The sequence below is a fragment of the Klebsiella sp. PK18 genome (genome assembly GCF_057784655.1).
The window spans coordinates 3,669,574-3,682,784 of sequence record NZ_CM173493.1 but is presented as its reverse complement, the minus strand read 5'-3'; the positions used below and the strand labels follow the sequence as shown (position 1 = coordinate 3,682,784).

At 57.8% G+C, this 13,211-nt stretch carries 10 protein-coding genes; 5 read left to right on the top strand and 5 right to left on the bottom strand.

What is annotated here, in order from left to right; genetic code table 11:
• Nucleotides 1–182: 182 nt before the first annotated feature.
• The 3 genes from AC3EMD_RS17990 (at nt 183) to macB (ending at nt 5,031) form a co-directional block, all read left to right on the top strand.
• Nucleotides 183–1,841, top strand: coding sequence for an ATP-dependent endonuclease (locus AC3EMD_RS17990; protein ID WP_008805837.1), 1,659 nt, complete (start codon nt 183–185; stop codon nt 1,839–1,841).
• A gap of 137 nt (nt 1,842–1,978) precedes the next feature.
• Nucleotides 1,979–3,094, top strand: coding sequence for a macrolide transporter subunit MacA (macA, locus tag AC3EMD_RS17985; protein WP_302073629.1), 1,116 nt, complete (start codon nt 1,979–1,981; stop codon nt 3,092–3,094).
• Entirely contained in the window at nt 3,091–5,031 is a 1,941-nt protein-coding gene (macB, locus tag AC3EMD_RS17980; RefSeq protein WP_008805839.1) for a macrolide ABC transporter ATP-binding protein/permease MacB, read from the top strand. Before macA ends, macB begins: the two co-directional genes overlap by 4 nt.
• Nucleotides 5,032–5,097: 66 nt before the next feature.
• Here macB and cspD read toward each other — a convergent pair whose 3' ends face one another.
• On the bottom strand, nt 5,098–5,319 hold the full coding sequence (gene cspD, locus AC3EMD_RS17975; RefSeq protein WP_002896516.1) for a cold shock-like protein CspD: 222 nt from the start codon (nt 5,317–5,319) through the stop codon (nt 5,098–5,100).
• Nucleotides 5,320–5,644: 325 nt separating this feature from the next.
• On the opposite strand from cspD, the gene clpS reads away from it, so the two are divergent.
• Both clpS and clpA read left to right on the top strand, forming a co-directional pair.
• Nucleotides 5,645–5,962 (top strand): ATP-dependent Clp protease adapter ClpS, encoded by a 318-nt coding sequence (gene clpS, locus AC3EMD_RS17970; RefSeq protein ID WP_002896520.1) that lies wholly within the window; start codon nt 5,645–5,647, stop codon nt 5,960–5,962.
• Nucleotides 5,963–5,992: 30 nt separating this feature from the next.
• Nucleotides 5,993–8,272 (top strand): ATP-dependent Clp protease ATP-binding subunit ClpA, encoded by a 2,280-nt coding sequence (gene clpA, locus AC3EMD_RS17965; protein WP_012542332.1) that lies wholly within the window; start codon nt 5,993–5,995, stop codon nt 8,270–8,272.
• Between the two features lie 118 nt (nt 8,273–8,390).
• Here the strand turns inward: clpA and infA are convergent, their stop codons facing one another.
• The 4 genes from infA to cydD form a co-directional block, all read right to left on the bottom strand.
• A complete protein-coding gene (gene infA / locus AC3EMD_RS17960; protein WP_001040187.1) occupies nt 8,391–8,609 on the bottom strand; it encodes a translation initiation factor IF-1 in 219 nt (72 codons plus the stop codon).
• A 351-nt stretch (nt 8,610–8,960) separates the two neighbouring features.
• On the bottom strand, nt 8,961–9,665 hold the full coding sequence (gene aat / locus AC3EMD_RS17955) for a leucyl/phenylalanyl-tRNA--protein transferase (RefSeq protein ID WP_008805841.1): 705 nt from the start codon (nt 9,663–9,665) through the stop codon (nt 8,961–8,963).
• Between the two features lie 39 nt (nt 9,666–9,704).
• Nucleotides 9,705–11,426: a heme ABC transporter ATP-binding protein/permease CydC gene (gene cydC, locus AC3EMD_RS17950; RefSeq protein WP_023322275.1), complete on the bottom strand. Its 1,722-nt coding sequence runs from the start codon at nt 11,424–11,426 to the stop codon at nt 9,705–9,707.
• A complete protein-coding gene (gene cydD / locus AC3EMD_RS17945; RefSeq protein ID WP_049138940.1) occupies nt 11,427–13,193 on the bottom strand; it encodes a heme ABC transporter permease/ATP-binding protein CydD in 1,767 nt (588 codons plus the stop codon).
• Nucleotides 13,194–13,211: the final 18 nt, after the last annotated feature.

Here is a 13,211-nt window from a genome sequence, read left to right as displayed (position 1 = left end):
ATAAAACTATTTTGTTTGATGAATAATCAACAGCCGGTAATAGGCGATAAGTGAGTAATTTTATGAATATATTTAATCCGCTGAATATGAGCCACGGATGCGATTAAGCAGAGTGTCATCTTGCCGTCGCCCTCGCTATACTGTTGATTACTGAAGGAGAGTGGTGGTTTAGCGGAGGGGATATGCTTCTTGAGCGCGTAGAAATCGTCGGTTTTCGCGGTATCAATCGTTTGTCGTTGATGCTGGAGCAAAATAACGTCCTGATCGGGGAGAACGCGTGGGGGAAGTCCAGTCTGCTTGATGCGCTGACCCTGCTTTTGTCCCCTGAGTTCGATCTTTATCACTTTGTACGCGATGACTTCTGGTTTCCCCCGGGCGACATCCAGGGGCGCGAGCACCATTTGCATATTATCCTGACCTTCCGTGAAACCGAACCTGGGCGCCATCGGGTCCGGCGTTTTCGTCCGCTTCAGCGCTGCTGGGTACCTTGTGACGATGGTTATCATCGGGTGTTCTATCGTCTGGAAGGCGAGCTCGCCGATGACGACAGCGTGATGACCCTGCGGAGCTTTATCGATGGCGAAGGCGAAGCGCTGGCGGTTGAGGATATTGATGATCTGGCCAGACACCTGGTGCGTCTGATGCCGGTGCTGCGCCTGCGCGACGCGCGCTTTATGCGGCGTATCCATAACGGGACGGTACCGCATTCGCCGCAGATAGAGATCACCGCCCGCCAGCTCGATTTTCTCTCCCGGGAGCTGGTCAGCCATCCGCAAAATTTATCGGACGGTCAGATCCGCGAGGGGTTGTCGGCCATGGTGCAGCTGCTGGAGCATTACTTTGCCGAGCAAAGCAGCGCCCAGACGCGGCATCGTCTGATGCGGCGGCGCTCCCATGATGAGCAGCGCAGCTGGCGCTATCTGGATATTATCAACCGGATGATCGATAAACCCGGCGGGCGCAGCCATCGGGTGATTCTGCTGGGGCTGTTTTCCACCCTCCTGCAGGCAAAAGGGACGGTGCGCCTCGATCGCGACGCGCGGCCGCTGTTGCTGATTGAAGATCCGGAGACGCGTTTGCATCCGATTATGCTCTCTGTCGCCTGGCACCTGCTGAATTTATTGCCGCTGCAGCGCGTGACCACCACCAACTCCGGGGAGCTGTTGTCCCTGACGCCGGTGGAGCAGGTCTGTCGACTGGTTCGTGAGTCGTCGAGGGTGTCGGCATGGCGGCTGGGACCCGGCGGAATGAATGCCGAAGACAGCCGGCGTATCGCCTTCCATATTCGCTTCAATCGCGCCTCATCGCTCTTCGCCCGCTGTTGGCTGCTGGTGGAAGGGGAGACGGAGACCTGGGTTATCAACGAACTGGCCCGCCAGTGTGGCCATCATTTTGATGCCGAGGGCGTGAAGGTGATCGAGTTCGCCCAGTCAGGCCTTAAACCACTGATCAAATTTGCCCGCCGGATGGGGATCCAGTGGCACGTGCTGGTGGATGGCGATGAGGCGGGGAAAAAATATGCCGCCACCGTGCTCGGCCTGCTGAATAACGATCGCGAGCTGGAGCGTGACCATTTGACGAGCCTGCCCGCGATGGATATGGAGCACTTTATGTATCGCCAGGGATTTGATGACGTTTATCACCGGGTGGCGCAGATCCCGGATAATGTCCCTATGAATATGCGGCGGGTGATCACCAAGGCCATCCATCGTTCATCCAAGCCCGACCTGGCGATTGAGGTGGCGATGGAGGCCGGCCGACGCGGGGTGGACGCGGTGCCGACGCTGTTAAAGAAAATGTTCTCGCGGGTACTGTGGCTGGCTCGTGGTCGTGCAGATTAACCTGCGCCGTAGGGCTGGCGCAAAGCTCTCCGGTAGCTAAACAAAACGTAAGCAACGTTAAAAATGGGTGTTCTGTTGTCGACGGGTTTGGATAGAATCACCGTCTGGAGCGGCAGGGAAACAGCAGGAATCGGATAATGAAAGTGAAGGGAAAACGCAGGACAATCTGGTGGTTGTTAGCGATCGTTGTGCTGGGTCTGGCCGTCTGGGGATGGCGGATCCTGAATGCGCCGCTGCCGAACTACCAGACGCTGGTGGTGCGCAAAGGTGACCTCCAGCAGAGCGTGCTGGCCACCGGTAAGCTGGATGCCCTGCGGAAAGTTGACGTCGGCGCCCAGGTCAGCGGACAGCTGAAAACGCTGCACGTCAATATCGGCGATAAGGTCAAAAAGGACCAGTTGCTGGGGGTTATCGATCCGGAGCAGGCGCAAAACCAAATTAAAGAGGTTGAAGCGACGCTGATGGAACTGCGTGCCCAGCTCAATCAGGCGCGCGCGGAGAGCAAACTGGCGCAGGTGACTCTGGCCCGTCAGCAGCAGCTGGCGCAGCGCCAGCTGGTCTCGCGACAGGACCTTGATACCGCGGCCACCGATCTGGCGGTGAAACAAGCGCAGATCGGCACTATTGAAGCGCAAATTAAGCGTAACCAGGCGACGCTCGACACCGCGAAGACCAACCTCGACTACACGCGGATCCTGGCGCCGATGGCTGGCGAAGTGACGCAAATTACCACCCTGCAGGGACAGACGGTGATCGCCGCCCAGCAGGCGCCGAACATTCTGACGCTGGCGGATCTCAGCACCATGCTGGTCAAAGCGCAGGTCTCTGAGGCGGATGTCATCCACCTCAGACCGGGGCAAAAGGCGTGGTTTACCGTGCTGGGGGATCCGCTGACTCGCTATGAAGGCACGCTGAAAGACATTTTGCCGACGCCGGAAAAAGTCAATGACGCCATCTTCTACTATGCCCGCTTCGAGGTGCCGAATCCGGAGGGCATCCTGCGTCTCGACATGACCGCGCAGGTGCATATCCAGCTGGCCGAGGTGAAAAACGTGATTACCATCCCGCTGAGCGCCCTGGGTGACGCGGTGGGTGATAACCGCTATCACGTCCGGTTGTTGCGCACCGGCGAGGTAAAAGAGCGTGAGGTTGCCATTGGCGCCCGCAACGATACCGACGTCGCGGTGGTGCAGGGGCTGGATGAGGGAGATGAAGTGATCGTCGGCGAGAGCGCGAGCGGGGCGGCAAAATGACGGCGCTGCTTGAGCTGCGTGATATTCGTCGCAGCTACCCTTCCGGCGACGGCAGCGTTGAGGTACTGAAGGGGATCACCCTCAGCATCAATGCGGGGGAGATGGTGGCGATCGTGGGTGCCTCCGGCTCGGGCAAATCGACGCTGATGAATATTCTCGGCTGTCTCGACAAACCGACCAGCGGCACCTACCGGGTGGCGGGAACCGATATCGCGCAGTTGAATGGCGATGCGCTGGCTCGGCTGCGGCGGGAACACTTTGGTTTTATCTTTCAACGCTACCACTTGCTGTCACATCTTACCGCCGCGCAGAACGTTGAAGTGCCTGCGGTGTATGCCGGCAGCGAGCGACGGGCACGCCTGGCGCGCGCCCATGATCTGCTGGTGCGTCTGGGACTTGGCGATCGGGCTGACTATCAGCCGTCGCAACTGTCCGGCGGCCAGCAGCAGCGGGTGAGTATCGCCCGTGCGCTGATGAACGGCGGGGAAGTGATTCTGGCGGATGAACCGACCGGCGCGCTGGACAGCCATTCCGGCGAAGAGGTGATGGCGATCCTGCATCAGCTCAAAGCTCAGGGCCATACGGTCATCATTGTCACCCACGATCCGCAGGTCGCGGCCCAGGCGGAACGGATCATTGAGATCCGCGATGGCGAGATCGTCCGCAATCCGCCCGGCAGCCGCCAGGGCGGTGGGCTGCGCGCCCGTCAGCAGCCGGAACCCTCGGCGTGGCGTCAGTTTACCAGTGGCTTTCGCGAAGCGCTGGTTATGGCGTGGCGGGCGATGGCGGCGAATAAAATGCGTACCCTGCTGACTATGCTCGGCATTATTATCGGCATTGCGTCGGTGGTATCGATCGTGGTGGTCGGTGATGCCGCCAAACAGATGGTGCTGGCGGATATTCGCGCCATCGGCACCAATACCATCGATGTCTATCCCGGAAAGGATTTTGGCGATGACGACCCGCGTTATCAGCAGGCGCTGAAGTATGACGACTTGCTGGCGATCCAGAAACAGCCATGGGTGCGTTCCGCCACGCCGGCGGTATCGAAAAGCCTGCGCCTGCGCGCCAACAATATTGACGTTGCCGCCAGCGCGGAGGGGGTCGGGCCGCAGTACTTTAATGTTTACGGCATGACCTTCAGCGAAGGCAATACCTTTAATGAACTGCAGCTCAACAGTCGGGCGCAGGTGGTAGTGCTCGACAGCAATACCCGTCGCCAGCTGTTTCCCAATAAAGCGAAAGTGGTGGGCGAGGTGATTCTGGTGGGCAATATGCCGGCCACGGTGATCGGCGTCGCGGATGAAAAACAGTCAATGTTTGGCAGCAGTAAAATTCTCCGCGTCTGGTTGCCTTACACCACCATGGCGGGAAGAGTGATGGGCCAGTCGTGGCTGAACTCCATTACGGTACGCGTTCATGAAGGTTATGACAGTGAAACCGCGGAGAAACAGCTGCTGCGTCTACTGGAGCTGCGGCATGGTAAAAAAGATGTATTCACCTGGAATATGGACAGCATCTTGAAAACCGCAGAAAGGACCACACATACCTTACAGCTGTTCCTGACATTGGTGGCGGTGATTGCCCTGGTGGTTGGCGGTATTGGTGTAATGAATATTATGCTGGTGTCAGTGACCGAACGGACGCGCGAAATCGGCATCCGCATGGCGGTTGGCGCGCGGGCCAGCGATGTACTGCAGCAGTTTCTCATCGAAGCGGTGCTGGTTTGCCTGGTCGGTGGCGCGCTGGGGGTCACGTTATCGCTGATGATCGCATTTATTCTGCAGCTGTTTCTGCCCGGCTGGGAGATCGGTTTTTCCCCGCTGGCTCTGCTAACGGCTTTTCTCTGTTCGACGTTGACCGGGGTGCTGTTTGGTTGGCTGCCAGCGCGCAACGCGGCACGGCTCGATCCGGTGGATGCGCTGGCACGCGAATAGAAATAAAAATGCCAGTCAGAAGGACTGGCATTTTATTAGCAGGATGTACACAATGAAGCAAAAGAGTTATGCAGCCGTTTCCGCTTCCACAGGGACGATCACGCTGGCGTGGTTGCCTTTTGGCCCCTGGTGAACATCAAACCGAACGGCTTGTCCGGCTTTTAGCGTTCTGTAACCATCCATCTGGATGGTGGAGTAATGGGCGAAAATGTCTTCGCCGCCGCCCTCAGGGCAGATAAAACCGAACCCTTTGGCATTGTTGAACCACTTAACAGTACCCATTTCCATACTTCGACATCCTTCGTAAATCTTTATAAGTAAGATGGAATGAACCGGTGGTGGAGTGACGAGTTGTTCAATTGCTCGCCAACTCTCGCCACTACAATTTAGAGAAATACGAAAACGCGTCAAGCGATTGAGGAGGGGGAACGGCGAAAAATGCGTCAAAATTTGAAGCAGTTAACGCTATTGCCGGGGAATGTGACAGCCGTCGCGGATAGAAGCGATAGATGATAGTTATCTATGATCTGTTGTAGATTTGTGATGAGCATAACCTCTGGTCATCGACAGGCCTCCGCCTGTTGGCAACAGCAACCGATGATGAACACTGACGATGAGTAAGAGAGATTGGCTGGACTTCGAGCACCTGGTTGACGACGAAGTTCGTGATGCGATTAAACCGCCATCTATGTATAAAGTGATATTAGTCAATGATGACTACACTCCAATGGAGTTTGTTATTGACGTGTTACAAAAATTCTTTTCTTATGATGTTGAACGTGCAACGCAACTGATGCTCACGGTTCACTATGAAGGTAAGGCGATTTGTGGCGTGTTTACCGCGGAAGTGGCGGAGACCAAAGTCGCTATGGTGAATCAGTACGCGAGGGAGAACGAGCATCCATTGCTGTGTACGCTGGAAAAAGCCTGAATACAGGCATGAAAATTGGGGGAGGTGCCTATGCTCAATCAAGAACTGGAACTCAGTTTAAATATGGCTTTCGCCAGAGCGCGCGAGCACCGTCATGAGTTTATGACCGTCGAGCACTTGCTGCTGGCTCTGCTAAGCAACCCCTCGGCCCGTGAGGCCCTGGAAGCGTGTTCAGTGGACCTGGTGGCATTGCGTCAGGAACTTGAAGCCTTCATCGAACAAACCACACCCGTCCTGCCAGCCACGGAAGAAGAGCGCGACACCCAGCCGACGCTGAGCTTCCAGCGTGTGCTGCAGCGCGCCGTCTTCCACGTGCAATCTTCTGGCCGCAGCGAAGTGACCGGCGCCAACGTACTGGTGGCCATTTTCAGCGAGCAGGAGTCGCAGGCCGCTTACCTGCTGCGTAAACATGAAGTCAGCCGACTCGATGTGGTGAACTTCATTTCTCATGGTACACGCAAAGACGAGCCGAGCCAGTCTTCCGATAACAGCGGAAGCCAGCCTGGCAATGAAGAGCAAGCCGGCGGGGAGGAACGTATGGAAAACTTCACCACCAACCTCAATCAGCTTGCTCGCGTCGGCGGCATTGATCCCCTGATCGGCCGTGAAAAAGAGCTGGAGCGTGCGATTCAGGTCCTGTGCCGTCGCCGTAAAAATAACCCATTGCTGGTGGGTGAATCCGGCGTCGGTAAAACTGCGATCGCCGAAGGCCTTGCCTGGCGCATTGTGCAGGGCGATGTGCCGGAAGTGATGGCCGACTGCACCATCTACTCGCTCGACATTGGCTCTTTGCTGGCAGGGACCAAATATCGTGGCGATTTTGAAAAACGTTTCAAAGCGTTGCTCAAACAGCTGGAGCAGGATACCAACAGCATCCTGTTTATTGATGAAATCCACACCATTATCGGTGCGGGGGCGGCTTCTGGCGGCCAGGTCGATGCGGCTAACCTGATTAAACCGCTGCTTTCCAGCGGCAAGATCCGGGTGATCGGCTCCACCACCTACCAGGAGTTCAGCAACATCTTTGAGAAAGATCGTGCGCTGGCCCGTCGTTTCCAGAAGATCGATATCACCGAACCGTCGGTGGAAGAGACGGTGCAGATTATCAACGGCCTGAAGCCGAAGTACGAAGCGCACCATGACGTGCGTTATACCGCTAAGGCGGTGCGTGCGGCGGTTGAGCTGGCGGTAAAATACATTAACGATCGTCATCTGCCGGATAAGGCAATTGACGTCATTGACGAAGCGGGCGCGCGGGCGCGCTTAATGCCGGTCAGCAAGCGTAAGAAAACGGTCAATGTGGCGGATATCGAGTCAGTGGTGGCGCGGATTGCGCGGATCCCTGAGAAGAGCGTATCCCAGAGCGATCGCGATACGCTGAAAAACCTTGGCGACCGTCTGAAAATGCTGGTCTTCGGTCAGGATAAAGCCATTGAGGCGCTGACCGAAGCCATCAAAATGGCGCGCGCCGGGCTGGGCCATGAGCACAAGCCGGTTGGGTCATTCCTGTTCGCCGGGCCTACCGGGGTCGGGAAAACCGAAGTGACCGTGCAGCTGGCGAAGGCGCTGGGTATTGAGCTGCTGCGTTTTGACATGTCCGAATATATGGAACGTCATACCGTCAGCCGTTTAATCGGGGCGCCTCCGGGCTACGTTGGCTTCGATCAGGGCGGGCTGCTGACCGATGCGGTGATTAAACATCCGCACGCGGTGCTGCTGCTTGATGAGATCGAAAAAGCGCATCCGGATGTGTTCAACCTGCTGCTGCAGGTGATGGATAACGGTACGCTGACCGATAACAACGGGCGTAAAGCGGACTTCCGCAACGTGGTGCTGGTGATGACCACTAACGCCGGGGTGCGGGAAACTGAGCGTAAATCGATTGGCCTTATTCAGCAGGACAACAGTCCGGATGCAATGGATGAGATCAAGAAGATCTTTACGCCGGAGTTCCGTAACCGCCTCGACAACATTATCTGGTTCGATCATCTCTCTACCACGGTGATCCATCAGGTTGTCGACAAGTTTATCGTCGAGCTGCAGGTCCAGCTGGACCAGAAAGGCGTCTCCCTGGAAGTCAGTCAGGAAGCGCGCGACTGGCTGGCGGAGAAAGGTTACGACCGGGCGATGGGTGCACGTCCAATGGGACGCGTCATTCAGGACAACCTGAAAAAGCCGCTGGCGAACGAGCTGCTGTTCGGCTCGCTGGTCGATGGTGGCCAGGTGACAGTGTCTCTGGACAGCGCGAAGAATGCGCTGACCTACGATTTCCAGAGCGCGCAGAAGCACAAACCGGAAGCCGCCCACTAAAGCGATGTCTTCAACGTAAAAACCGGCCCTGGGCCGGTTTTTTTTTGCCGGCGGCAGATATGAAAAGACCGGGAATTATCCCGGCCTTCAGCATCTGACGCCTTAAGGGCGAAAACAATCAGCGACTACGGAAGACAATGCGGCCTTTGCTCAGGTCGTACGGGGTCAGCTCAACAGTCACTTTGTCGCCCGTCAGAATGCGGATGTAGTTTTTACGCATTTTACCGGAAATATGCGCAGTTACCACGTGACCGTTTTCCAGTTCTACGCGGAACATAGTGTTAGGCAACGTTTCAAGTACGGTGCCCTGCATTTCAATATTGTCTTCTTTGGCCATCTAGTCCTCTGGGGTATCACTACCGTAGTTTTGAACCGGCAAGATAATGCCGAAGTTCATCATGTAAGTAAAGTTTTACGTATCTACCCTGAATCATTCGCCTTGCCGCAAGGTGCGCAGTCAGCACACCGGCAACGGATATATGACAGGTATGAATCGCCGAAGTAGTTTTGGCGCATTGCCCGGAACACACACGGCTATGCCGCGTGACAGGCGCAAACGTAAAGGGGAGTGACAGAACGATGGGCGTTATCTGACTCTTATTATTCCCAAACGGCGGCGGGGCAACAGGCAGAAGCTACTCTACCGCGCAATTATACCATCCTGACGCAAAATGTGCTGAAAACATTTTTATTGCGCGCCCGGAAATAGCACCCGCGGCACCCAAAATAGCTCGGGCAGGCGGTAGCCGCGTAATACTGACAGGTAGTCAAGATAATCGCGGCGGGGAATATCCACCGCGCCTAATGAGGCGGTATGGTTGTTCAGTACCTGGCAGTCGATTAATTTACCACCACTCTGCGTAAAAGCCTGACAGAATACCAGCAGCGCGGTTTTGGAGGCATTTTCTGCCCGGCTGAACATCGATTCGCCGCAAAACAGCGCCCCCTGCGCCACGCCGTACATTCCACCTACCAGCGTATTCTCTTGCCAGACTTCAATGGAATGGGCATGGCCCAGCTCATGGAGTTGGTGATAGGCGCGAACGATACTGCTGGTTATCCAGGTGCCTTCGTCACGATCGCTGGCGCAGCCTTCAATGACCTCACCAAAGGCATGATTCAGCGTGACGCGATAAGGCGAACGCTGATGAAAACGCTTCATGCTGCGGCTGAGATGAAACTGTTCCGGCCAGAGCACCGCCCGGGGATCGGGCGACCACCAGAGGATCGGGTCGCCCGGAGAAAACCATGGAAAGATACCGCGCTGATAGGCCATCAGCAGACGTGCCGGGCTCAGATCGCCGCCGAGCGCCAGCAGGCCGTTAGGTTCACGCAGGGCGCCTTCCGGGGAAGGGAAGGCGATAGAATGCCGGGAGAGCTGAACCAGACGCATTTTAACCTCAATACGCATCAGCAAAAATTAGATAATAGCCTACAGACGCTGTTTAAACTGGAAGTACCGGCCCTGTTTAGCGAGCAGATCCGCGTGACTACCTTGCTCAATTATCTGGCCGTTGTCCATGACTATTATCTGATTAAAACGCGCCAGGCCCCGCAGGCGGTGAGTCACCATCAGCACGGTTTTCTCGCGCATCACTTCCGCCAGAAGATGCAGGATCTGGCTTTCGGTGGCCGCATCCAGGCCTTCTGTCGGCTCATCGAGCAGCATCAGCGGCGCATCGTGGAGCAGTGCGCGGGCAATCGCCAGCCGGCGCAGTTCGCCGCCGGATAGCTGGCGCCCGCCTTCCCCCAGCCAGCTGTTCAGTCCGCCATCTTCCAGCAGTTTTTCCAGCCCCACTTTCTCGAGGGTCGCGCAGAGCGCGGTATCGTCAGCGTCTGGCGCCGCCAGCAGCAGGTTGTCGCGCAGCGTAGCGCTGAACAGGTGCACGCGCTGCGGCACCACGCTCATCGCCTGACGCAGGGTGGCTTCGCTGAGCTGGGACAGCGGCTGGTCGTTGAGCAAAATCTCTCCCTGCGTTGGATCCCAGGCCCGGGTGAGGAGTTGCAACAGCGTCGACTTTCCGCAGCCGGTCCGGCCAAGAATGGCGATGTGCTCTCCGGCGGCAATCTGCAGGGAGATATTCTCCAGGGCGGGGGAGGGTTGGTGCGGGTAGCGGAAGGTAACCTGGGTGAAGGTTAAGGCCACCTGCGCAGGCACGCTGGCTTCACCCTCGACGAAAGTGACCTCCGGCTGCTGGTCGGTGATCTGCGAGATCCGCCGTGCGGAGGCGATCACCTGACCTAAATGCTGGAAAGCGCCAGTGACTGGCGCCAGGGCTTCGAAGGCCGCCAGGGCGCAGAAAACAAACAGCGCGATCAGCGCCCCTGGCTGGCTGTTACCCCCGATGCCGGCGGACGCCAGCCAGAGCATGGCCACCACGGCGATGCCGCCGATTAACAGCATTACTGCCTGCGAAAGCGCGGTCAGCTCGGCCTGACGGCGCTGTGCGTCCTGCCAGCTGAGCTCGGTCTTTTCCATTTGCGCGCGGTAGCGGTCGCTGGCGTTAAACACCATCAGCTCTGCCTGGCCCTGCAGCCAGGCAGTGAGCTGTTGGCGATACTGGCCGCGCAACTGCGTCATACTTTCGCCGGCTGGTTTACCTGCGCGATAGAACAGCGGCGGCATAACCAGCAGGGTGACCAGCATGATGCCGCCGAGCGTCAGCGCAAGGGTAACGTCGAGCAGGCTTAATCCGCAGGTGACCACTACAATCACCACCAGCGCGCCGACCAGCGGTGAAATCACCCGCAGGTAGAGATGATCCAGGGTATCGACATCGGCCACCACCCGGTTGAGCAGTTCACCCTGGCGAAAGCGCGCCAGCCCCGCGGGAGAGAGGGGGAGTAGTTTGCTGAAGGTGAAGACGCGCAGGTGCTGCAGCACGCGGAAGGTCGCGTCATGACTGACCAGACGCTCGAAGTAGCGCCCGGCGGTACGGATAATCGCCGCGCCGCGGACGCCCGCGGCAGGCAGCATATAGTTAAAACTGTAGATCCCGGCGACACCCACCACCGCTGAGGCGGAGAGGAACCAGCCGGAGAGCGTCAGCAGGCCGATGCTGGCCAGCAGAGTCACGATGGCCAGCACGACGCCGAGCAGCAGCATCCATTTATGGCGTTTATAGAGCGCCAGATAGGGTAAAAGTGCGCGCATTTAAATCTCCTCCTGACGATGGGCCAGCAGCGCCGAGAAGACCCCACCGGCACGGGCCAGCGTGGCGTAGTCGCCTTGTTCGATAATCTGTCCGTCCTGCATGACCCAGACGGCATCCCAGTCAGCCAGTCCCTCGAGCTGGTGGGTGACCAGCAGCGTGGTTTGCTCGGTGGAGGCATGGGTCAGGGCCTGCATCACCCGCTGTTCGCTATGGGCGTCGAGGCTGGCGGCGGGTTCATCCAGCAACAGCAGGCGGCAGGGCACCAACAGCGCGCGAGCAACAGCGATACGCTGCGCCTGTCCTACCGACAGGCGACCCGCCTGATCGCCCACGGCGGTATGGATCCCGTCCGGCAACAGGGCGATAAACTCACTGACCCAGGCTTTATCCAGCGCCAGCCGAAGCTGGGCATCGCTGGCTTCCGGCCACGCCAGCAGCACATTCTCCCGCAGCGTGGCGGCAGGTAGTTGAGGATTCTGTCCCACCCAGCTTAACAGGCGGCGCCAGCGATCGGCGTCCAGTTCGCGCAGCTCTGCGCCGTTCACCTTCAGCGAGCCCTCGTAGGGCAAAAAGCCGAGCAGTGTGTTCAGCAGCGAACTTTTCCCGGAGCCGCTCTGACCCACCAGCACAACGCGTGCGCCAGCAGGCAGTGAAAAGTTAAGCGGCCCGGCCAGGACTTTACCTTCCGGAGAGGTGATCACCAGATCGCGCGCTTCCACGCCAATCAGATCGTTATCATTTAAGGTTTTTTCGCCGCGCTCCAGCTGGGTCAATGGGGTTTCCATAAACGTTTTCAGGCTGTCTGCGGCGCCCACGGCCTGGGCTTTGGCATGGTAGAAAGTGCCCAGGTCACGTAACGGCTGGAAAAATTCCGGAGCGAGGATCAGCGTCAGGAAGCCTGCCATCAGCGTGACGCCCGCGCCATAGTGGCCGAAGTTCAGCTCGCCAAGGTAAGAGAAGCCAAAATAGACCGCCACCAGCGCAATGGAGAGGGAGGTGAAAAACTCCAGCACCCCGGAGGAGAGGAAGGCCAGACGCAGGACTTCCATGGTGCGTTGGCGAAAATCCTGCGAGGCGTCGCGAATATTATCGATTTCTGCCTGACCGCGGTGAAAAATACGCAGGGTTTCCATGCCGCGCAGGCGATCGAGGAAATGGCCGCTCAGGCGGGCCAGCGCCTGGAAGTTACGCCGGTTGGCATCGGCGGCGCCCATCCCGACCAGCGCCATGAAAAGCGGGATCAGCGGGGCGGTGCCGAGGAGGATCAATGCGGCGGCCCAGTTAATCGGGAAAATAGTGATAACGATCAGCAGCGGCACGCAGGCCGCCAGCGTCATCTGGGGCAGGTAGCGCGCATAATAATCGTGCATATCATCGATCTGCTCAAGGATAAGCGTTGCCCAACTGCCGGCCGGTTTGCCCTGGATCCAGGCGGGGCCCGCCTGCTGGAGGCGGTCGAGAACCTGACGGCGAATTTCATAGCGGATATGCTGCCCGGCCTGAAAACCAACCCGCTCACGCAGCCAGACCACCCAGGCGCGCAGCACAAAGACCAGTACCAGCAGCGTCAGCGGCAGCAGCAGGGCGGTTGCCGGAATATTTTCCATCACCATCCGGTGCAGGATCCGCGCCAGGAACCAGGCCTGCGCGACGATCAGCAGACCGCTTGCCACGCCAAGCAGGCGGGAAATCATCAACCAGCGACGGGAGATAATACTTTGCTGTTTTAACCAGCGGGTTAACTCTTGTTGACGGGTTTTATTCATTGCGCGCTTTGCAGGTAT